The organism is Psychrobacillus sp. FSL H8-0483 (assembly GCF_038637725.1).
Lineage (GTDB): Bacteria > Bacillota > Bacilli > Bacillales_A > Planococcaceae > Psychrobacillus.
Genome location: NZ_CP152052.1, coordinates 968,228 through 988,851, shown reverse-complemented (window position 1 = coordinate 988,851; position 20,624 = coordinate 968,228). Strand labels below are relative to the sequence as shown.

At 37.7% G+C, this 20,624-nt stretch carries 22 protein-coding genes; 3 read left to right on the top strand and 19 right to left on the bottom strand.

From position 1 onward, the window contains the following. Positions 1 to 59: 59 nt before the first annotated feature. The 13 genes from hag to MHB48_RS04425 form a co-directional block, all read right to left on the bottom strand. On the bottom strand, positions 60 to 878 hold the full coding sequence (gene hag, locus MHB48_RS04485; protein WP_342600360.1) for a flagellin Hag: 819 nt from the start codon (positions 876 to 878) through the stop codon (positions 60 to 62). Positions 879 to 1,014: 136 nt separating this feature from the next. After that, positions 1,015 to 1,239: a carbon storage regulator CsrA gene (gene csrA, locus MHB48_RS04480; RefSeq protein ID WP_342600359.1), complete on the bottom strand. Its 225-nt coding sequence runs from the start codon at positions 1,237 to 1,239 to the stop codon at positions 1,015 to 1,017. After that, positions 1,239 to 1,673, bottom strand: coding sequence for a flagellar assembly protein FliW (gene fliW, locus MHB48_RS04475; protein ID WP_342600358.1), 435 nt, complete (start codon positions 1,671 to 1,673; stop codon positions 1,239 to 1,241). Before fliW ends, csrA begins: the two co-directional genes overlap by 1 nt. Positions 1,674 to 1,686: 13 nt before the next feature. Then, positions 1,687 to 2,241 (bottom strand): DUF6470 family protein, encoded by a 555-nt coding sequence (locus MHB48_RS04470; RefSeq protein WP_342600357.1) that lies wholly within the window; start codon positions 2,239 to 2,241, stop codon positions 1,687 to 1,689. A 51-nt stretch (positions 2,242 to 2,292) separates the two neighbouring features. Then, complete coding sequence (gene flgL / locus MHB48_RS04465) at positions 2,293 to 3,180, bottom strand: flagellar hook-associated protein FlgL (protein ID WP_342600356.1); 888 nt, start codon at positions 3,178 to 3,180, stop codon at positions 2,293 to 2,295. 202 nt (positions 3,181 to 3,382) lie between these two features. Then, complete coding sequence (flgK, locus tag MHB48_RS04460) at positions 3,383 to 4,903, bottom strand: flagellar hook-associated protein FlgK (RefSeq protein ID WP_342600355.1); 1,521 nt, start codon at positions 4,901 to 4,903, stop codon at positions 3,383 to 3,385. 12 nt (positions 4,904 to 4,915) lie between these two features. Beyond that, a complete protein-coding gene (locus MHB48_RS04455; protein WP_342600354.1) occupies positions 4,916 to 5,410 on the bottom strand; it encodes a flagellar protein FlgN in 495 nt (164 codons plus the stop codon). Between the two features lie 14 nt (positions 5,411 to 5,424). Beyond that, positions 5,425 to 5,688 (bottom strand): flagellar biosynthesis anti-sigma factor FlgM, encoded by a 264-nt coding sequence (flgM, locus tag MHB48_RS04450; protein ID WP_342600353.1) that lies wholly within the window; start codon positions 5,686 to 5,688, stop codon positions 5,425 to 5,427. A 310-nt stretch (positions 5,689 to 5,998) separates the two neighbouring features. After that, positions 5,999 to 6,409, bottom strand: coding sequence for a TIGR03826 family flagellar region protein (locus MHB48_RS04445; RefSeq protein WP_342600352.1), 411 nt, complete (start codon positions 6,407 to 6,409; stop codon positions 5,999 to 6,001). 55 nt (positions 6,410 to 6,464) lie between these two features. Beyond that, a complete protein-coding gene (locus MHB48_RS04440; protein WP_342600351.1) occupies positions 6,465 to 7,088 on the bottom strand; it encodes a ComF family protein in 624 nt (207 codons plus the stop codon). Beyond that, the gene (locus MHB48_RS04435; protein ID WP_342600350.1) at positions 7,085 to 8,137 is read right to left on the bottom strand and encodes a DEAD/DEAH box helicase family protein; all 1,053 of its coding nucleotides are present in this window, start codon (positions 8,135 to 8,137) and stop codon (positions 7,085 to 7,087) included. The genes MHB48_RS04440 and MHB48_RS04435 overlap by 4 nt, the downstream gene beginning before the upstream one ends. Positions 8,138 to 8,436: 299 nt before the next feature. After that, positions 8,437 to 9,282 carry a DegV family protein gene (locus MHB48_RS04430; protein WP_342600349.1) on the bottom strand — a complete coding sequence of 282 codons (846 nt, stop codon included), beginning with the start codon at positions 9,280 to 9,282 and terminating at the stop codon, positions 8,437 to 8,439. A gap of 102 nt (positions 9,283 to 9,384) precedes the next feature. Further along, positions 9,385 to 9,966 (bottom strand): nuclear transport factor 2 family protein, encoded by a 582-nt coding sequence (locus MHB48_RS04425; protein ID WP_342600348.1) that lies wholly within the window; start codon positions 9,964 to 9,966, stop codon positions 9,385 to 9,387. A 139-nt stretch (positions 9,967 to 10,105) separates the two neighbouring features. On the opposite strand from MHB48_RS04425, the gene MHB48_RS04420 reads away from it, so the two are divergent. Further along, positions 10,106 to 11,035: a nuclease-related domain-containing protein gene (locus MHB48_RS04420; protein WP_342600347.1), complete on the top strand. Its 930-nt coding sequence runs from the start codon at positions 10,106 to 10,108 to the stop codon at positions 11,033 to 11,035. Between the two features lie 663 nt (positions 11,036 to 11,698). On the opposite strand, the gene MHB48_RS04415 is transcribed toward MHB48_RS04420, so the two are convergent. Both MHB48_RS04415 and MHB48_RS04410 read right to left on the bottom strand, forming a co-directional pair. Beyond that, positions 11,699 to 12,373, bottom strand: a complete 675-nt coding sequence (locus tag MHB48_RS04415; RefSeq protein WP_342600346.1) for a response regulator transcription factor — start codon at positions 12,371 to 12,373, stop codon at positions 11,699 to 11,701. Between the two features lie 35 nt (positions 12,374 to 12,408). After that, positions 12,409 to 13,554, bottom strand: coding sequence for a histidine kinase (locus MHB48_RS04410; RefSeq protein ID WP_342600345.1), 1,146 nt, complete (start codon positions 13,552 to 13,554; stop codon positions 12,409 to 12,411). 139 nt (positions 13,555 to 13,693) lie between these two features. Here MHB48_RS04410 and MHB48_RS04405 point away from each other — a divergent pair, with 139 nt between their 5' ends. Next, positions 13,694 to 14,329 carry a YigZ family protein gene (locus MHB48_RS04405; protein ID WP_342600344.1) on the top strand — a complete coding sequence of 212 codons (636 nt, stop codon included), beginning with the start codon at positions 13,694 to 13,696 and terminating at the stop codon, positions 14,327 to 14,329. A gap of 131 nt (positions 14,330 to 14,460) precedes the next feature. Continuing rightward, the gene (locus MHB48_RS04400; RefSeq protein WP_342600343.1) at positions 14,461 to 15,513 is read left to right on the top strand and encodes an LCP family protein; all 1,053 of its coding nucleotides are present in this window, start codon (positions 14,461 to 14,463) and stop codon (positions 15,511 to 15,513) included. A gap of 171 nt (positions 15,514 to 15,684) precedes the next feature. On the opposite strand, the gene MHB48_RS04395 is transcribed toward MHB48_RS04400, so the two are convergent. From MHB48_RS04395 to MHB48_RS04380, 4 genes are all read right to left on the bottom strand, one after another. After that, positions 15,685 to 16,737, bottom strand: coding sequence for an MraY family glycosyltransferase (locus tag MHB48_RS04395; RefSeq protein ID WP_342600342.1), 1,053 nt, complete (start codon positions 16,735 to 16,737; stop codon positions 15,685 to 15,687). A gap of 84 nt (positions 16,738 to 16,821) precedes the next feature. Then, positions 16,822 to 18,342 (bottom strand): murein biosynthesis integral membrane protein MurJ, encoded by a 1,521-nt coding sequence (gene murJ / locus MHB48_RS04390; protein WP_342600341.1) that lies wholly within the window; start codon positions 18,340 to 18,342, stop codon positions 16,822 to 16,824. After that, the gene (locus tag MHB48_RS04385; RefSeq protein ID WP_342600340.1) at positions 18,339 to 19,433 is read right to left on the bottom strand and encodes a glycosyltransferase; all 1,095 of its coding nucleotides are present in this window, start codon (positions 19,431 to 19,433) and stop codon (positions 18,339 to 18,341) included. Before MHB48_RS04385 ends, murJ begins: the two co-directional genes overlap by 4 nt. Further along, positions 19,430 to 20,575, bottom strand: a complete 1,146-nt coding sequence (locus MHB48_RS04380; RefSeq protein ID WP_342600339.1) for a polysaccharide pyruvyl transferase family protein — start codon at positions 20,573 to 20,575, stop codon at positions 19,430 to 19,432. The genes MHB48_RS04385 and MHB48_RS04380 overlap by 4 nt, the downstream gene beginning before the upstream one ends. Positions 20,576 to 20,624 lie beyond the last annotated feature (49 nt).

Here is a 20,624-nt window from a genome sequence, read left to right as displayed (position 1 = left end):
TAAGAATATAAAGAAATCCCACTCTATAAAATAGAGTGGGGTAAAAAATAAAAATTGAATTATTGTAAAAGTTGTAGAACACCTTGTGGCTGTTGGTTAGCTTGTGCAAGCATAGATTGTGCAGCTTGCGTTAAGATGTTATTTTTTGTGAAATTCATCATTTCTTTCGCCATATCAACGTCACGAATACGAGACTCTGCAGCAGTTAAGTTTTCTGATGAAGCACCTAGGTTGTTAATTGTATGCTCTAAACGATTTTGAACAGCTCCTAATTTAGAACGTTGTGTTGAAACTGACTCAATCGCTGTATTAATAGAAGTAATTGACTTACTAGCATCCCCTGCAGTAGCAATCTTCACAGCACCCGCAGTAACTTTCAACGCTTTAGAATCCATTGTTCCAATGCTTAATTTAATTGATTGCCCAGAGTTTGCACCGATATGAAATGTTTTTCCTGTGAATTTACCATCTAATAACTTCTGTGTATTAAACTCAGTGTTTCCAGCAATACGATCAATTTCAGCAGTTAATGCAGTTAATTCATCTTGAATTGATGTACGGTCTGTTGCTACGTTTGTATCATTAGACGCTTGTACTGCAAGTTCACGCATACGTTGAAGGATTGAATGTGTTTCATTTAATGCACCTTCAGCAGTTTGGATTAAAGAGATAGAATCTTGAGCGTTTTTTGTTGCCATGTCAAGACCGCGGATTTGTCCACGCATTTTTTCAGAAATCGCAAGACCAGCAGCGTCGTCTCCAGCACGGTTGATTTTGTAACCAGAAGATAATTTTTCTAAGTTTTTAGCAGATGACCCTTGGTTAGCTGTTAAGTTTCTGTGTGTGTTTAAAGCTGAAATGTTGTGTTGAATTCTCATTGTGAGATTCCTCCTTGAATTTTGGTTTATTTAGTTCCACGTCCATGTGGAATTTGTTTGGCAGTATAAGGTCGGCCGCCCCATTTCTGCCTTACATTAGTATTATCGTACCAATCAGAAAATGTTTAATAGTTTTTTAAAGATTTTTTTTAGTAATTTGTTCTATTAACGATTTGGACACATTTAATGCTTCTTTATTTTGTTGCTGAATGCTTTCATATACCTCAGAGCGGTATACTTTTACGTTTTTCGGAGCCACTATACCAACTTTTACTTGATCACCATCTACACTTAATATTTTCAGTTCAATTTGATCGCCTATCATAATGGATTCATCTTTTTTTCGGGAGAGTACGAGCATTAGAAGTCGCTCCCTTCAATAGGGAATCTTAATGGATATGCGTTCCCATCCTGTAATACTAGTTGTTTAGCAATTTTTTGTTCGTGATTGATGAGTACTGGTGCTTGTAAATTTAATGTTGAACTATTAAAAGGTTCTTTTAAAGTTACTATAGAATACGTTAGTAAATTCTCTGAAGATTTTATTTTGAGTTCCTCTTTATCTTCATCTGATAATTCGAATGCATAATCTTTTTTAAATAAAAAAGGAAGAGCAAGTACGAAACCTATTTCTCGTTGTTTTACTGATTGTAAAATTGCAAATGGAGAATCTATTTCTAATGGTAGGATGACAAATTCTGTTATGTCTTCAAAACCAGGCAACCCGTTTTGAAAGTGGATGATTTCTTTTTCTTCTATAGTAACTTCACCTAGAAATTTTGTTTCGATGTTCATGTTTAAGCTCCTTTTAGACAATAACGTCTATTTCTATCGATGGGTTTTGTAGCATATATCCAGATACTTTACCTGGTGTATATTCGTGAACTGGTTTATTCACTTGTGCACTAATTTTCGCTTCTTGTGTTTGTACATTAAAGTCTAGTTTCGCAGGTGTATAATCTAATTTTACAGATCCAATAGAAGGTATAAAGTCTATCCCTAGCTTTGCTGAAACTGGAAAAGTATTTTTTTTTGAAATCGAGACTATTGCATTTGAATTATGGGCAATATCCATCATTTGCCTGCCTTCACTTGCACGTCTAGCTATTCCTTCCATTGCTTTTTGACTACCTTCTGAGGCATATTTTTTGGTAGATTCTAGTGTACCAATTAACCCTATATCTCGCCTTGCTTGGGAAGAATCAATTCTCATAAATCCTCGTGTAGTTTCAATATCAACAATTGCTGCAGGTTGTTCAATTTGTTGTGTTGCTTTTGGTTGACGAATTATTTGCTTTGGTTCTTCAATAGAAAGACCTAATCTAGCATCTGTTGTTCGAATCTGTATTTGCGGAAAGTTCATCTATCTCACCTCTAAAGAAAGCGTTTGAACAAGTTGTCCAAACGCTTTCTATTATCTAATAAAATCTACTAGTGTTGCTTGAATAATTTTAGCCCCAACAGAAAGTGCTGCCTGGTGAATAGATTCTTGAGTTATCATTTCTGTAATGGCTTTTTCATAATCAATATCTTCATTGTTTGAAAGTTGTTTGGTCACAATGACTTCTTGTGCCCCGAGTCTGTTTTCCATCATTTCTACCCGATTTTGACGTGCTCCGATATCTGCACGGGCGGCTAAAACAGTTTTTTCATTATCACTTTTCATTGTTAAATATTTATCAAAATCTTTACCTGTCTTATTTGGATCTTTTAAATCAGCCTCTAACCCGGTAATCATTGCATCTATATTTTGGAATATATCGAGTCCCTTAGTATTTACTGTAATTTCTACTCCATCGTAAACTTCTATATTAACATCCTTATTTACACCTGGTGCTGCTCCCGTCGTTAAAAAGTTTGTACCATCATGTAAAGGTGAATTAGTATTCGTTCCGGAAAAAATATATTTATCCCCAACTTTTGTATTACTCATATCACGCATTTGTTCTTTAATTTGTGTAATTTCTTTTTCAATTTTCGTACGGTCATCTGGTGTTAAAGTGTCAGTAGAAGCTTGTGTAATAAGTTCTTGCACACGATGAAGAGCGATTCCTACTTTATCAAGTGCGTCATCTGAACTATCTAACCAGTTGTTTACTTCTCCGAGATTACGTTGATATTGCTCTACTTTGTTTAAATCAGTACGATAACCTATTCCTTTAATAGCTACCACAGGATCTTGCGAAGGGCGAGTTATTTTCTTACCTGAGTTAATTTGTTCTTGTAGTATTCCCATTTTGTTATAACTTTTTGATAAGTTACGAAGCATATTAGTTGAAAGCATTGATTGTGTTACGCGCATGTGATTGACCTCCTATTGTCTAGTCTTCAGCACCTAGCTACTCGAAGTCAAAGGAATAAATTCTGTGGTGGCTATGAACAACCATGCTCGATTTTTTCCATTTGCTTAAGTTTGCAGGAAGCAGATCACAAAGGCGTTCTCCACACGACTTGGAGACTTTAGCCTTTGTTCTACTCAAAACAGGCGCTTATCCTTTTCTAGCTTATAATCCAACTCGGCCCATGCCGTTGATGATTTTGTCGAGTGTTTCGTCCACTACTGTAATCATTCGCGCTGATGCGTTGTATGCTTGTTGGAAAGTAATCATATTTGTCATTTCTTCGTCTAAAGAAACTGAGCTGACAGCAGCACGATTATTTTCTACAGTTAACTTGATTGTTGCTGAATTATAAGCCAAACGATTTGCTTGTTCCCCATCTACTCCTAGTTGTCCAATCATTGATTGATAAAATGATTGAACAGTTGCTCCTCCTAGGCCTGTCAGTATTCCGGACTTCATATTTGCCAAGAGTATTGCATTTGCTCCGCTTCCTTCTTCACCTATCCCAGAAGAAGCAGCTACGCTTCCAGGATCTTTGATAATGTCAGCATTGACTTTTATACCTGCAGCTCCTGAGCTTGTAACATCAAAGAAATCCGCAATATCAGCACTTCCAGCTAGTGGGTGTCCCTTTTCATGAATAACATTAAAGGCTTTTGCAAACTCATTAGCCATTTGATCTAATTTTGCGAGCATTTCTGGATAGTAACCTTGCGCATTTTTAGAATCTGTTCCATGCCCATATGAATTTATTTGAGACAACATTTTGCCTTTGTTTAATTCCATGTCATCATATGTTATCGGTCCACCTACTACAGCGCCACTTCCTGCCACAGTGAATCCATTGAAAGGTTCAAAATTTTCATTGTTGGACATTCCATTTGGTGAAAGCTTCCCTGCATCTTTACCGTTAATTATCTCTATACTACCGGTTTTTGTTTTAATAGATACTTTTACAGATCCTTCGGCAATTGCTAATGAATTACCCCCGGATTTTGTATATTCAATATCGATCGGAAAAAATTGCGATAACTCATCTAGCAATGTATCACGAGCATCATATAAATCGTTCGGCATATACCCATTTGGTTCAATTGCTTGAATTTGTTCATTCAAAGAAGCAATTTGGTTCAAAATAGAGTTTACATCATCAGTGGATGTTAGAATTTCATTTTTTAAGTTTCCTTGAATATCTGAAAGTTGTTTATGGATATAGTTAAATGATTCCGCTACACCAATACCGCGCTGTACTACTACTTTACGAGCTGCCGCATTTTCAGGGTTTGTACTTAAGTCCTGAAGTGATTTCCAAAATTGATCTAAGGATGCATTTAATCCAAATTCAGACGGTTCCGACATAATGTCTTCCATTTCAGCAATTGCTGTCGATCGTGACTCCCAATAGCCAAGTTTAGTAGTTTCTTGGCGGTACTGTCGGTCAATAAATTGATCGCGAATTCGTTGTACAGATTGTGCTTGCACACCGGTTCCTAAATGACCCGGCATTTTTGGAGCATTAAGTCCAGTTCCCGGATAACCTAGAGTTGCTTCCATATTTACACGTTGGCGTGAATAGCCTAGTGTATTTGCGTTCGATATATTATGACCTGTTGTATAAAGAGCGGATTGTTGAGTATAAAGTCCGCGTTTACTTGTTTCTAATCCCATAAATGTGGAGCCCATGGGGTCGCCTCCTTAAGCTTGAGAATCGAAGTAGGTTTTCTCCTTGGATGGACCTTTTACTTCGTTTTTTGAGTAGTTTATTTGGTCTGGCTTTGGTCTTAACATATCTAAAGTTAAATTGACGAATTGTAGTGATTGAAGTGTTAGTTTTTGGTTTAAATCATTTTGGTACTTTAGTGTTTCTATCGTTAGAAGTAAATTTTTACGGGCTGCTCCTAGTAGTGTTTTTTCTTCGTCTGTGTTGGTATTTTCTAAGACATGTGCAACAGTTGGGTTGTCAGTAGGAGCAATTCCTTTTGCTCGTAGGTAATCCGTTACCTCTTGCTGACGCTGTAGCTCAAGCTGTGAAATACCTGCTACATGTGCTTGCTCATCCTTGAGCAGTTGGTCTAGACTGTCCATGTCACCTGTTTTAATGGCTTCTGTTTTTTTATATGCAACTTCTAGTAAACTTTTGTGTAGCATATCTAGTTTATCTAGGGCTTGCAGAATCTTTTCGATGGACATTTTATAAGCTCCTTTTACATACGGTAATAATTGAGAATGTTGGCTGCTAGTTTTTTAGCATCTACTTTATAAGTGCCAGCATCTATATCGGCTTTTATTGCAGCAACGCGTTCTGCTTGTTCTACTTCTACAGGTGATTTCGTTTGCATGCTTTTGGCAACAGATGAAATCTCCAATTGATCGGCAGTTGTTTTTGATGTGTTTTGTGCTTTCTCGGATAGCTGTTGGTTGCGTTTATATGGATTTACTTGGTTTAAACCAATGTTAGAAATTTTCATGATTGGTTGGCCTCCCCTCTTCTTTATAAAGTGTCTACTGATTATTTCGGTTAAAAATGCGATGTGTTTAGTGTTTTTTGTAGGAAATGTTGGAATATTGGTTGTGCCGTATAAAATTTCTATTTTAACATGGATTATGGGTTAAGTTTTCTTTCGAAGTTCGGTTATAGCTCCTTCGAGTCTTAATTTGAAGTTGTTTTGCTGAGTTCAGTGAGGTTTATGCTGGATTCAGACCTGGTTATGCTCACTTCAGATGAGTTTATACTGGATTGAACCTGATTACAAAAAAACTCCCACGCTACGTGAGAGTTTAACTTCTATCTTTACGATAAGTAGTAGCTTCTTGGTTGTTTACTTTTTCACGAAACTCTTTTGCAGCGTCGAATTGACGTAGTCCAGCTTGTAGTTTTTGGCTACAGCTTGCGCATAGCTTTCCAACGTTTGTTAATTTTCCACAGTTGTCACATGGATAGCCAAGGTTTGGGAACATGGCTGGTTGAAGTCTATTTTTACGTACCCATTTATGTAGAAGCGATTCCTCTACGCCAGTTGCTTCTACAATTCTCTCAACGGTTGCTGCTCGATTTTCACGTTTACGAAGGAATCGGTATACGATTTCGTATAGTTTTTCTTCATTCATCGCGCAGTTATTACATACCTCTCTTAATCCTGTATAGTTAAAAAATTCGCCGCAGGACGGACAATTTTTTAGTTCACCCATTATGATATCCCCCCAAGTACTTTGCTGTCATTTTCTCCTTTTTTATATCGGCTGTTTATCCTTTTATTAAAGTGATGGCATCCACTCTCCTTGCTCCTGTTTCCTTCAAAACTTTCGCCGCGTGGTGAATCGTGGCGCCAGTTGTGTAAATATCATCGAATAAAATATAATTTAGCTCTTCGACTTTACCGATTACTTCAAATAATGGGTTCGCTTCTAAACGTTCCTTTTTCGACTTTTTCCCTTGCTCACTTGTTGCAGTTTTAGCGAGTATATGCTGAAAAGGAATTCCTGCACTATTTAATAGCTCGTCCACCTGTGCAAAGGTTCTTAACACTAGCTTTTCCGGATGCATTGGGATCGGTACCACTATTCCTTCTCTTTTCTCGAATACATGACTTAACTCTTCAGCAAAAATATGTGATAACGCAACATCTTGGAGAAATTTATACTGATGTAAATAGCTTTTCATCGCTTCGTTATAGGAATAAAGTGAAGTAACAGAATCGACTGCCCCTTCATAGCGAGTTCCTTTAAAATTCAAAAAGTCGATTTCTGTCTCAGCTTTTTCAAATTTACTCCAGCACCTACTACATGCAGAGGCTGCTAATTCATATAAAATCAAGCTTCTCCAAGTAGGCGGTGATTGAAAGTTGCTTCCGCAAAGTAAACAGTTCAACTCTTATTCCACCCTTCAATTGCTGCTTTTGCATTGTCCATTTCGTAGCTAATGCCGTGATGGAAAAAGACAATATCTCCAGCAGGATACTGAAAAGAACGCCCGACTCGCCCACTTATTTGAATTAGAGCGCTCGATGTAAAGATTTTCTGTTCTGCTCCAACCACTGCTACATGAACATTTTCAATGGTGATGCCTCTTTCTAAAATAGTCGTTGTGAGTAGGCCTGGAATTTTCTTTTCACGAAGCTGCATGACGATTTCTTTTCGTTTGGGATGCTCGGCGTGGACCCTTGGTAAATGACCTGGAAAGCTTTCGAGCATTTCAATAGTTGGTAAGAAAACGAGAAATGGAATATTATTTGTTGTTTTTTCTTCGATCCATTGCTGCAATTTGTAAGGAACGCTGCCTTTCTTCAATTTTCTTGCGTAGCCATATAAGCTAGCAAATCTAGGGACAGGTAAATCATGCCCGTGATATCTACGGGAAAGAATGGATTGGTTCGTTGTTTTCAATGACTTGGTAGGAGTGGCTGTTACATAGTGAATGGCGGCGTGTTGTTTGGCAGCTTTGATGACGGCTTGCTGCAATGTCTCGTCTGCATAATAAGGAAAGGCATCTGCTTCGTCGACAAATACAACATTAAATGCCTTTTCGAAACGGTACAGCTGATGCGTTGTTGCGAGTACTAAATCAGCGAAGCCTTCTTGATCTGGAGCTCCACCATAGAGTGCATGGATGGTCGTTTTCGGAAATACTTTTTGAAAGCGTGGGAAAAGTTCTAGTATTACATCCGTTCTTGGAGCTGCAACGCATACTCGTTTTCCTGCTTGTAAGCTAGCAAAAATAGACGGAAATAGTAGCTCGGTTTTGCCTGCTCCGCATACTGCATGAAGAAGATGAGATTTGTTTTGACGGACACTTGCTAGAAGTTCTTCACTTGCCTTTTGCTGAGGAGGGGTTAGTTGGCCGCTCCATGCAAACACATGAGCGTTCGCGCCGCGAGCATGCTCTTTGCTCCAAAGTAGAAGCTCAGAGCAACTACTCACCCGCCCCATCCGAATACATTGGCGGCAATAAACGCATATTTGGTTACAACGTGCACAATGAAATGAGTGAAATAAGGTTTGGTTTGTGTTGTGGCACCGGTTACAGACGTACTTCTTTAATTGCCAAAACAAAAAAGAGCTTTCGTCTGATTCGATACCTGGTTTGAGGTGGATGTGGCCACTGTCGATGTGGGCGTCGATGACTTCGCGCGGGAATGGGGTATGTTCGCGAAGCCATATGCGGCCAGTAAGAAATTGTTGTAATTGTTCGTTCATGGGCATCTTCCTAACGTGTTAGGCTAGTCGATTTTCACCCATCCGAGGCCCATCGAGCCTTCACCTAGGTGAGTGCCGATCACTGGTCCGAAATAGCTGATCGTAAAGTGAACATTTGGCATAAGTGGTTGTAACTCGTTTTTCCATGTGATTGCTTCGTTTTCGTTGTTCGCATGAATGATGGTTGCTTGCAGGTTGGCGTGTTTGTTTGCGTCTTCTTGAAGTAGGTCTGCAATTCGTTTCATCGCTTTTTTGCGTGTCCGAACTTTTTCAAATGGTACGATGACTTTGTTTTCGAAGTGTAGAACTGGCTTGACCTGAAGCATCGTGCCAATGACACGTTCGATGCCGTTTAAGCGCCCACCGCGGTGCAGATGATCTAGGCTGTCCACCATGAAGTATGCGCGCACCGTTTGTTTCATCGTGTTCAGTTCTTGCATGATTTCATCTGGATGAGCACCTGCTTGTGCCATTTCTGCAGCACGAAGGACGTAGAAGCCTTGTACCATACAGGAAATTTCCGAGTCAAATGGAAGTACTTTTATATTGTCCACCATTTCGCCAGCTTGTTCGGCACCAGCAAGTGTTCCGCTGATTCCGCTCGATAGATGGATGGAAATGACTGCGTCGTATTCTTTTGATAGTTCTTCAAATGTTTCAACAAAGATTCCGAGGGACGGTTGCGATGTTTTGGGAAGCGCGCGTTCGTTTCGGATTTTCTCGTAAAATTCAGCTGCGTTGATGTCGATTTCTTCTCGGTAAGTGTCATTTCCGATCACAACGCTAAGTGGTACCATGCGAATGTTTAGGCTTTCGCGAGTTTCTTGTGGGATATAAGCCGTACTATCCGTTACTACTACCGTTTTCATGTAAAAAAATCACACTCCTACTCCCTAGTTTACTGAATGTATTAGGGAAATGAAAGGAAAAAATCCCCTGACATGATACATACATGCGGGGGATATCTTTTGTTATTCAGCTGTATCACCAATAAAGTAAACGCTGGTGACTAACCATTTGCCGTCTTCTTTCGCGAAAACAGTTACTTGGCGACCATTACGATCGAGTTTCGCACCTGTCCCTGTTTGTTCCAGTGCAATATGTAAATTGGTAAAAACTTGCGCTTGCGCTTCTGAATCGTCGTATTTAATAATGGTTACGTCTTCGGCAGTACGAATTGTGTCGTACTCATCAAAGGCTTGTTCGACCACGACTTTTTCATCGTTATAGTTGAAGCCTTCTGGTTTTTTGGAGATAACATTCATGTAACGGTCGATATCTTCTGCGTTAAAGGCATCCATATACTCGTCGAATGCCGAGAGTATAGCTGTTTTTTCTTTTTCTGGTACGTTGGTTGCCTCTTCGATGTTGCCACCAGCCATTTCGAAGCCGACTTCGGATTTGTCTTTTGCTCCGTGGTCTGTTACCGTTTGTGCATCTGTTGGGGCTGCATCATTTGCAGATCCTGCGTTTTGCTTTGTATCTTCGGTGCTATTGCAAGCAGCAAGTGTTAGGGCGCATGCTGCGAGAGTAATTGCTTGTATGAGTTTCATCTAGTTCTCCTCCTGCTGCTGATTCTGATAGTTATTTTGTCATAGTTATGACGAAAACTCAATTAATAGGTTTCGCCTAAAATGATAATGAAATTTTCTGACTTTTGAAGTGTGATGTAGGTAGATTGGAGGTGAGTATTTGCAAGGTCATTTAGCTTTATTAAAAAGATTAGGTAATACGCACGAGAATGAGAGTTTTATTCGTGAAGAGATTCGAAAAAAAGAGGCTGGAGAGCGCGGTGAGGATAGACTTTTAGTAAAGCTTGGAGAGTTAAGATTGCTAGGTACGTTTCGGATTATTTCGGATGTAGCGTTGCATGAAGGTGATTGGAAGGTGCAAATCGATTGCCTTGTTGTGACGGATCGTTGTTGCATTGTGTTAGAGTCTAAAAATATGAGTGGAGATTTGAATTTCGATACGAGCACCGAGGAGTTTTATAGACTAGAAGGAAATAATCTTGAAACGCCTTTCCCAAACCCATATTTTCAATTGATGCGTAATATACGATTTATGAAAGATTTGTTACGCAGGTCATTCCCCGAACTTCAAGTAACCGGAGCCATCGTCATGACATCCAAATCGTGTCGAATCCGGAATAAACCTTCCCATTATCCCGTGTTTAAATTAGAAAGCATTATTGAGAAAATTATTCATATGTACAACCATTCTTCTCCTGATTTCCTGTCTGATAAACAGCTGGCTACTCTTGAGCACATGATTCGAGGGGAGCAATCCAAGTTTACGTATCCTCCGTTATGCGAACATTATCGTATTTCTCCGAATGATTTGATTAGAGGTGTGGAGTGTCCGCATTGTGGTGTTTTGGGAATGAAGCGCTTATCGACTACTTGGACATGCTTAGCCTGTAAGAAAAATCATCGCTACGCACATATTTCTGCTGTAAACGACTATTTTCTGTTAATCAAAAAAGAAATTACTAATAAAGAGATTCGAAGATTTTGTGGAATTGAATCCATCTATTCAGCATCTCGCATGTTAAATAAGATGAATTTAGAAGCACACGGCTCCGGTCCTGGGAGATATTTCACGCAGAAAAGTGATAAATAAAGAGAATATGAGAGCAAGTTTTGTTACACGCAAATTTGTCGAGCCTACTCACAATATTGTGGGGGTTATTCGCAACATTCACTCTCGTATGCGCAATATTCCGAGCTGTATTCGCAATGTTTTTGTTATGCGCAACATTATCAGGCTTACTCGCAATATAGCGGGCATTATTCGCAACATTCACTCGCGTATACGCAATATTTGGAGCCGTAATCGTAATGTTTTTGCTTTGCGCAACATTATCAGGCATACTCTCAACATTATAGGTGTTATTCGCAACATTCACTCGCGTACGCGCAATATTTGGAGCGGTATTCGCAATTTTTTGTTATGCGCAACATTATCGGGCCTACTCGCAATATAGCGGGCATTATTCGCAACATTCACTCGCGTACGCGCAATATTTGGAGCGGTAATCGCAATGTTTTTGTTACTCGCAAGATTATCGGGCTTACTCGCAATATAGTGGGCATTATTCGCAACATTCACTCGCTTATGCGCAATATTCCGAGCGGTATTCGCAATGTTTTTGTTACTCGCAAGATTATCGGGCTTACTCGCAATATTATAGGTGTTATTCGCAACATTCACTCGCATACGCGCAATACATTAATGTATTCAAAAACCCTCTTGCCCAAGGGCAAGAGGGTTCATAACTTTTATTTATCTCACTTCAACCCAGCCGTTTTTGATGCCTGTTACTACTGCTTGGGTGCGGTCGTTTACATTCATTTTTTGAAGTATGCTTGATACGTGGTTTTTTACTGTTTTTTCAGAGATGAATAGAGTTTCTCCGATTGTACGGTTACTTTGTCCATCTGTTAATAGTTGAAGTACTTCGCATTCGCGCTTTGTTAGTAAATGGAACGGGCGGCGAATTTCGGTTTGATGGAAGTTTCCTTTATTTTCACGTTCGCTTAGGCGACGGAATTCTGCTACAAGGTTACGAGTTACTTTTGGATGTAGGTATGATCCGCCTTTTGCTACCACTTTAATAGCAGAGACGATTGCTACAGCATCCATTTCTTTTAGCATGTATCCAAGTGCACCTGTTTTTAATGCATGGGATACGTATGATTCGTCGTCATGAATGGAAAGCATAATTACTTTCGCTTCTGGGAATTTTTCCATTAACTCTTCTGTTGCATCTACGCCATTTTTCGTAGGCATATTAATATCCATTAATACAACGTCTGGTAAGTATTGTTCGTACAAACGAAGTACGTCACTACCATCGCTGCCTTCTGCCACAACCTCGAATGTATCTTCGAAATCTAGTATACGTTTTACTCCCTCGCGGAAAAGTTGGTGGTCATCTATAATAATAATTTTTGTCATGTTCATTTCCTCCTATTTAAAAATGGCTATAGTTACTATTCCTTATTTATTGGTATGCTAAACAAAATGGATGTTCCTCGACCAGGTGCTGATATAATTTTCATCGTCCCATCAAGCAAATCAACGCGCTCTTGCATTCCAATTAAACCAAATGACTTTTCTTTTACGACTTTTGGATCAAATCCAACTCCATTATCTTTGACGAAAATATTCATCTTTTGTTTCGTCCATTCGATTTTCACGGATGCTTCTGTGAACTTTCCGTGTTTGATGCCATTTGTTAAGCATTCTTGGACAAGGCGAAAGATTGCTACTTCGAAATTTGGAAGTATTCGTTGTTCTTCTCCAAAGGTTTGGAAATTTATTCTACACATTGGATTGTATTCTTCTGTAGTCATTATGTACTTTCGTAGCGTTGGAATCAATCCTAAATCATCAAGTGCCATTGGACGAAGATCATAAATTATACGCCGAACCTCAGAAAGTGCATTACGAACCATTTCTTTCAGCTCAATGATTTCTTTCATCGCTTCGTCGCCACCGCGTTGTTGATAGGTAATGTTGATCAAATCTGTTCTAAGTAACACATTGGCCAACATTTGCGCGGGTCCGTCATGAATTTCACGAGAAAGTCTTTTACGTTCTTCCTCTTGTGCTTCAATAATCTTTAGTGTGAAATCTTGTTTAATCTTCGCATTTTCCAACGCTTCACCAACGTCTTTTAAATCAGAAGTTAAATAATTCATTACAATATTTACTTGGTTAACGAGCTGGTCCGCTCGTTCGATCATTTCTAAAATCCCCTGTAATCTACGTTCTAATTCATCTCTTCTTTGTCTTAGTTGTCTTTCTTCGTTGCGTTTAATCAAAAGATTTATTTGAATTTCATTAGCAGTTTCATATGCACTACGTACTTGTGGTTCTTCATACGAATCAAAATTCTTGGAGACTTCAGCTAGACGATTTCGTGCTAATCTGGATTTTGATTCGAGCGAATCCCCTTCAATAATAACCGTTTCAATGTTCCCGCGAATTATTTCTAACTCTACTTTCATTTCTTCGAAGCTTTGACGACTTTGTTCGCTTATAATGAATATATCCTTTTTCGAATGATCCATGACTTCGACCATTCGATCGAAAATAACATCTAACGATTGCACTTCAAGATTCTTATTCGTCATCTGTTTTTTCTCCTTTGTACATTCAAATGAGTCTTCATTCATTAGTGCTGACAAATTCTATTATAGCACTTAGTGACTAAAAATAAATTAAAATTAGTTTACAACTATGTTTCAATCGATACAGAAGGGAATTTTTATAATGCGAAATAATTACAAAACAGTAAAAGGCTACGGAGAGTGCGAGATTCTTATTCAAAAGTCGCGCTTTATCACTTACGTTGAACGTGCCGAGACAGAACTACAAGCACAAAATTTTATCAATAATATCAAAAAAATACATAAAGATGCTACACATAACTGTTCGGCATATATAATTGGCGAGCACGATAACATTCAAAAAGCGAACGATGACGGAGAACCAAGTGGAACTGCAGGTGTTCCTATGCTTGAGGTGTTAAAGAAACAGGGTATAAAGGATACTGTAGTTGTCGTAACACGTTATTTTGGGGGTATTAAGCTCGGTGGTGGAGGTTTAATTCGAGCTTACGGAAAAGCGACAACAGAAGGAATTGACGCAGCAAAATTGGTGGAACGACAGCTACATCATTTAATGAAAGTATCTATAGATTATACATGGCTAGGAAAAGTGGAAAATGAAGTGCGAAATTCCTCTTATCCTTTAAAAGAAATTAGTTACGCAGATTTAGTCGAAGTATTTGTCTACACCAAAGCTGAGGATGAGGCAAAATTTGCAGAATGGATGACCGAAATAACAAACGGCCAAGCAAAAATGGAACTTGTCGAAAAAGATTTTCTAGAGTTCGAAGTGAATTAAATTTACCTATTCCCTAATCCGTTGTATAATAAAGGGCAGGTCTAATCTATTGAAACTTATTTATCTATTGTACGTCTAATACTTAGCTATTTGTACGACTGAATAGTACCTAGATTAAGGGAGATAAAATAATGAGAAGAAAATCATATAAAAAAGAAAAAAAGAGGAGATCTAAAAAGCGTACTATATTAACAGTTTCTTTAATAGTAATTGCTTCTTTATTAATCTCTTTATCAACATATGCTGCATATTTGACGAAAAAAGCGGAAACGGCTGCAGACAAAGCATTTGAGGTAGCTGGAGATCGCGGCAAGGGGTCGGACAAGCGCACTGAGAAAGTAGAACCTATTAACGACAATGTTTCCGTTTTATTTATTGGGATAGATGATAGTGAAAAGCGTGATCAAGGTGATTCAGGTAGTCGCTCGGATGCATTAATGCTTGCTACATTAAATAATAAATCGAAAACCGTGAAGCTAATCAGTATCCCTCGTGATTCCTATGTATATATTGACGAGGTTGGCTATAATGATAAAATTACCCATGCCCATGCATATGGTGGAACAAAAGCCGCGATTGAAACGGTTGAAGATTTACTGGAAGTTCCAGTCGATTATTATGTGAAAATGAATTTTAACGCTTTTATTGATGTCGTTAATGCTTTAGGTGGAATTGAAGCTGAAGTTCCTTATAAATTAGTGGAAAAAGACGAAAATGATCAACGAACGGTTAATTTACAACCTGGATTACAGGAGTTAGATGGTCGAGAAGCTTTAGCCTTAGCAAGAACGCGAAAATATGATAATGATATAGAACGTGGAAAACGTCAACAAATGATTCTTTCAGCGGTTGTTAAGAAAGCTAGCTCCGCTTCATCATTCACGAAGTACGGCGAAGTTATTGATGCTGTAGGAGATAATATGAAAACCGATATGACGTTTGATGAGATGAAATCCTTTTTTGAGTATATCAAAGGCGGGGTCCCTCAAATTGATACGCTTACTCTAGAAGGTTACGATGATATGTCAACCGGTACTTATTATTGGAAGCTAGAGGAAGAGAGTTTAGAAGAAACAAGAGATATACTAAAAAGCCACCTTGGACTTCAACCTGAAACGAGTAATATTTCAGACAACAATTCCAATCAAATTAAAGATTATGCTTCCGATGATGATGAATCATAACTAGTAAAGAGCTAGAAAGGGTTTGATAGTTAACCCTTTCTAGCTCTATTTTTTTGTTAAAACTATTTATATATAGCAATATTCCAGAAGAAAAGCCTCCTATTCTATTATAGAATAGGAGGCTAAAAATCTGCGCAATACTTTCAATATATGCTTATATTACTGAAATTGTCATTTACCGATCGTTTTTACAAAGTTTATAAGTGGTCGATAATTCTTTCCTGCTAATCCAATAGCTTCTACAAACAACTCTATCGCTAACAGCATCACCATTAATAAAATAATTGCTCCCCATACGGTTGCCTGTGAGAATATGATTGCTGCAATACCAAACATGGCTGCAATTGCATAAATAATAAGCACAGATTGACGATGTGTGAAACCTACATTCAATAAGCAATGATGTAAGTGTGATTTGTCTGGTGCTGATAAAGGTTGCTTCATACGAATTCTTCGGACGATAGCAAAGAATGTATCTGAAATTGGAACTCCAAGCATAATAATAGGGATTACCAATGCTACAACAGTAACATTTTTATATCCAAGTAAGGCTAGGACAGAGATCATAAATCCTAAAAATAATGCTCCTGTGTCACCCATGAAAATTTTTGCCGGATAAAAATTAAATACCAAAAATCCTAAAGTACTTGCTGCTAATATTGCTGCCATCGCTGCAACAAAAGGATTCCCCATCATAATCGCCATACCTGAAAGCGTGATTAGTGCGATCGCAGAAACACCTGCAGCAAGACCATCTAATCCATCAATAAGGTTAATTGCATTCGTTATACCAATAATCCACAAAATGGTTAATGGGATAGCGAAATAACCAAACTCTAATTGTCCACCAAATACACCAAATGGTAAGTTAATAAATTGTATTTGTAATCCACCATATATAACAATACTTCCAGCTGCTAGGAGCTGACCAAGTAATTTAGCTTTTGCGGTAATCTCAAACATATCATCTAAAACACCTGTAATAATAATGATTAATGCACCCAATAGCATCGCTTTATCGTATTGTCCATCTGGACGATAAAAAGCAAAAGCTACTAAAAAAGCTAAAAATATTGCTAGTCCACCAAGTCTTGGCATGATTCTAGCATGAACTTTTCGGTGATTTGGAGTGTCAACTGCCCCCAAGCGAAATGCTAATCTTTTTACAAGTGGAGTAAATAGTACGGATGCGACAAATGCCAGAACAAGTGTAAAGGCAAGCATCTTCTCTCCTCCTCCTCAACAATATATAATGTTTTAAAACCATTTGTATTATAGCACGTATACAAATAAATATCATTTTTTTTTCTATTTAATTAACCTTTTTACCATACCATTAAGTTTCACTAAAATAGATTTCGCTTCTTTTATTCCAAATAAAAGGAAAATACCTGCAAAACTTATAGTAAAAATGCTTAATCCTACTATAAATGTTAGCCATTTATACTCAAATATTAGAAACTCACTTGATAGATAAGTAACTATTCCAATTAATACAATGGAAATAAAAATCTTCCCAAAATCTTTATTCCATTTATTAAAGAAAGTCAATTCGAATTTTCGATTCGCATAAATAGCTAGCATGATGTAATTTATTGCCGAGGAAATAAATGTCCCCCATGCAATCGCCATTGCACCATGTGAATCAATGAATAAATAAATAACACTAATGTTAATAAGAAATACATTAATAATGCTGAAAATTACAGGTACATATGAGTTCCCTTTTGCATAATAGAATCTGGTTACATAAGTATTTGCCGCTAAAAAAAACATCGATAATAAGAAAACCTTTAAAATAGGTGTTGTGATTGCGGTAGATTCTGGTGTGAATTTTTTGTATTCAAAAATAACTTGTACAAGATTTTCTGCATAAAAATAGGAAAAAAGAGTTACAGGGACTAATAGTATGATTAAATATCTTAGTCCAGTCGTATATAAATTCTTTATAGCCGTTTCATCTTTCTCCGCAACTTTTTTACTTAACATCGGATAAATGACAGTAGTAACTGCTGTCATCAATATAGCTTGTGGGAATTGTGTAAGCTTTGACGCATAGTTTACAGCGGAAACAAATCCATCTGAAAGCATTGCAGAAAATATACGCTGAATAAGCGCGTAAAACTGAATAGTTGCTCCTCCGAGCATAATCGGAAGTGCTAGTAACCAAAGCTGTTTCGTCGATTCTGATTGTTGAAATGAAAAACCAATCGGAAACTTATCCAATTTTTTATACCCTTTTATCAAAAATCCAATCATCAGTATTGCACTAACTAATGCACCAATTCCGTATGCAACTGGACCATACCAATAATACAGGACTAATGAAATAATTAAAAAAGCAGCATTATAAATTAAAATAGAGAAACTGGATAGATGAAACTTAGCATTTACATTTAATAGCCCACTATACCAAGTAGATAAAACTAAAAATATAGTCGAAGGTAACATCCAATAAGACAAGTTTTGAGTAAGTTCTCGCTCTTTTTCGGTCAAATCTCCAAAAAATAAATCGATCGTTGGATTAATAAATAGGAGTACTACTGCAATTAATGCTACTATCGTAACCAAAACTGTTGTAAAGGTTTGCTTAATAAACAATCCTTGATTTGTCTTGGTTTTATTATAGACAGATATAAATGCTGTGGTAAACGCCCCACCTACTACTAAATATAGAAAATTTGGTATAGTATAAGCTGTAAAAATGCTATCTGCTATATAGCTTGTCCCAAATTGATAACCTATAATCATTTCTCTTAAAAAACCAAACAATCTAGCAATAATATTTATAACAGCGACTGCTCCGATAATTTTTAAAAACTTATTCATTGTCTGTCACCCTGTTTAATTGCTGATTCGTAAATGGCAATTAGCTTTTCTGTAATTATTTTTTCATCATGCATGTTTAGTACAGTTTCTGCACTTTCTTCCACGTAATAGTCTGTCGCATGAATGGAGCGTAGCATTTCCTCTGCAAGTGCTTGTGCATTTTGTACTTCAACTAAATGGCCAGCTCCATTCTCAAGCAATGAAACAAGTCCTCCCACACGTGACGCAATGACAGGTGTCCCTGTAGCAATTGCTTCTAATGCTACTAATCCAAAGCCCTCAATATGAGAAGGAAGTACAAATACGTCACTTGCCTGGAACCAAGTAACCAGCTCTGATTGTTTCACTGGATCAATTAATAGAACATCTTCATTAACTAGTGGTTTAATTTTTTCTATAAAAGACATATCTCTTCTAGATCCGATTATAGCTAGTTTTACTTTCACATCTGTCCGTTCTTTTACCTTTTGAAAAGCCTGAAGCAGTTCCTCTACTCCCTTTTGTTGTATAACATTTCCCACAAAAGTGAATAGGTATACGTCCGTATTTAACTGAAGAGCTGTACGAGCTTCATTTTGATCGCCACGTTTAAAAATTTCTCGATTTACCCCCATACTCATAATGGTAATTTTACTAATGGGGATCTTAAAATCTTCTTCTATTTGCTTCGCAAGAACTGGACCAACCGCAATGACATGAGCACTTTCTCGCAAAATCATACCTGTCCATTTACGAATACGCGCATTTTTTTTCGCCATTTTTTCAATATCACCACCGTGAGCTGTCACTACATAAGGAATGCCAAACATCCTTTTTAATAGTAGAGAGAACATTCCGGATGGAAAAACGTAATGTGCATGTGTGATAGATATCCTTTTACTTTGAAATAATCCAGTTTTCATGACACGTAGACCCCAGGCTGCATACTTTTTCAATGCATTTTTCGCACCTGTTGCAGGATTTGTATTTACCCCAACCTCCACGTCCATTCCAGCCTTTTTTAGGGAATCTACTTGATTTTTCACAAAAATTCCGAAAGAGATATGGTCTTGAGTTGGATACATATTACTTATGACAAAGACTTTTTTCATTTTGAATTCACTGCCTTTTGAAATTGAGAAACTCCCTTTAATGCTTCTTGATTTAGATGAGCGGAAACCTTCTTCGTATTCTCTACAGTTGACTTCCAATCTTGAGCCATCTTACCAAAAGCTGCTGCAAATAACGTAGCATCATGTTCCACTGCATCCATTGAAAAACAATATTCCCCAAGATTTGCAAGCTGCATAAAATCATTCACTTTCTTATGATAAGAAACCGCGATAATTGGCGTTTGTGTATCTGTCGCAAGAATAAGTGAATGTAGTCTTGTTCCGATGACGATATCTTGTTCTTTTGTAATAGCAAGAATTTCTTGTGGTGGCAAGTTACGATCGATAATCACTACATTGTCCTTTGATGTCATTTTCGCTAGGATATCCTTTGTTACTGCAGCATCCTGTGGATATTTTGTAGCAAAGAAGGTAATTTCTACTTCACGTTCCGCAGAAAGATTATCTAAATTTCTTGCCATACTAGAAATATAAGCATCATACTTCTCTTCATTGCCTTCTGGCCAGTAATTAGCATTGTAGTAAGGTACAGCTGTCACACCTATTTTTCTTGGAGCCGCTGCATGGACTTTCCCTTCTCGTTTCAACGTAAATGCTGGGTCTCCAATAATAGCAACTGGCTTCTTCACTCCAATTGATTCTAAAAGTTGTTTTGACTGAGGATCTCGAACAGAGACACTATCTGCATGCTTGCACATATAGTTAATAAACCATTTCCCTAGCGAAGTATTGAGTGGACCAGCTCCACAGCCATAAACTACATAACTTGTCCCAGATCGTTTTGCCATCATTGCATACGAACCATATAAAGGGGCTTCTCGTTTATACAAATCCATCAGAATGCCGCCTCCACCTATGACAAGCATGTCGAAAGCAGCTACGTATTTTTTATTCAATTTATACGTTTTAATAAATGTCTTCACTGCATTTCCATTTTTATAATAAAGCGGGTAACTTTCTACACCATACCGCTCAGCTGTTTGAGCCGGGTTATTACTAAATACAGTAATATCCTTACTTTTAATAGAGAACGTGCTTAATAATTGCTCAATAATACTTAATAAAATAGCTTCATCGCCATTATTGTCATTTCCGTAATTTCCTACAATACCTATTTTCATATACTTTCATCCTTTTACACATAATTATTGATTATATCATAACAAAAGC

Coding starts and splice junctions, on each gene's coding strand:
- hag (WP_342600360.1), bottom strand. CDS start 878: ATGAGAATTCAACACAACATTTCAGCTTTAAACACACACAGAAACTTA.
- csrA (WP_342600359.1), bottom strand. CDS start 1,239: ATGCTCGTACTCTCCCGAAAAAAAGATGAATCCATTATGATAGGCGAT.
- fliW (WP_342600358.1), bottom strand. CDS start 1,673: ATGAACATCGAAACAAAATTTCTAGGTGAAGTTACTATAGAAGAAAAA.
- MHB48_RS04470 (WP_342600357.1), bottom strand. CDS start 2,241: ATGAACTTTCCGCAAATACAGATTCGAACAACAGATGCTAGATTAGGT.
- flgL (WP_342600356.1), bottom strand. CDS start 3,180: ATGCGCGTAACACAATCAATGCTTTCAACTAATATGCTTCGTAACTTA.
- flgK (WP_342600355.1), bottom strand. CDS start 4,903: ATGGGCTCCACATTTATGGGATTAGAAACAAGTAAACGCGGACTTTAT.
- MHB48_RS04455 (WP_342600354.1), bottom strand. CDS start 5,410: ATGTCCATCGAAAAGATTCTGCAAGCCCTAGATAAACTAGATATGCTA.
- flgM (WP_342600353.1), bottom strand. CDS start 5,688: ATGAAAATTTCTAACATTGGTTTAAACCAAGTAAATCCATATAAACGC.
- MHB48_RS04445 (WP_342600352.1), bottom strand. CDS start 6,409: ATGGGTGAACTAAAAAATTGTCCGTCCTGCGGCGAATTTTTTAACTAT.
- MHB48_RS04430 (WP_342600349.1), bottom strand. CDS start 9,282: ATGAAAACGGTAGTAGTAACGGATAGTACGGCTTATATCCCACAAGAA.
- MHB48_RS04425 (WP_342600348.1), bottom strand. CDS start 9,966: ATGAAACTCATACAAGCAATTACTCTCGCAGCATGCGCCCTAACACTT.
- MHB48_RS04415 (WP_342600346.1), bottom strand. CDS start 12,373: ATGACAAAAATTATTATTATAGATGACCACCAACTTTTCCGCGAGGGA.
- MHB48_RS04410 (WP_342600345.1), bottom strand. CDS start 13,554: ATGACGAATAAGAATCTTGAAGTGCAATCGTTAGATGTTATTTTCGAT.
- MHB48_RS04405 (WP_342600344.1), top strand. CDS start 13,694: ATGCGAAATAATTACAAAACAGTAAAAGGCTACGGAGAGTGCGAGATT.
- MHB48_RS04400 (WP_342600343.1), top strand. CDS start 14,461: ATGAGAAGAAAATCATATAAAAAAGAAAAAAAGAGGAGATCTAAAAAG.
- MHB48_RS04395 (WP_342600342.1), bottom strand. CDS start 16,737: ATGCTTGCCTTTACACTTGTTCTGGCATTTGTCGCATCCGTACTATTT.
- murJ (WP_342600341.1), bottom strand. CDS start 18,342: ATGAATAAGTTTTTAAAAATTATCGGAGCAGTCGCTGTTATAAATATT.
- MHB48_RS04385 (WP_342600340.1), bottom strand. CDS start 19,433: ATGAAAAAAGTCTTTGTCATAAGTAATATGTATCCAACTCAAGACCAT.
- MHB48_RS04380 (WP_342600339.1), bottom strand. CDS start 20,575: ATGAAAATAGGTATTGTAGGAAATTACGGAAATGACAATAATGGCGAT.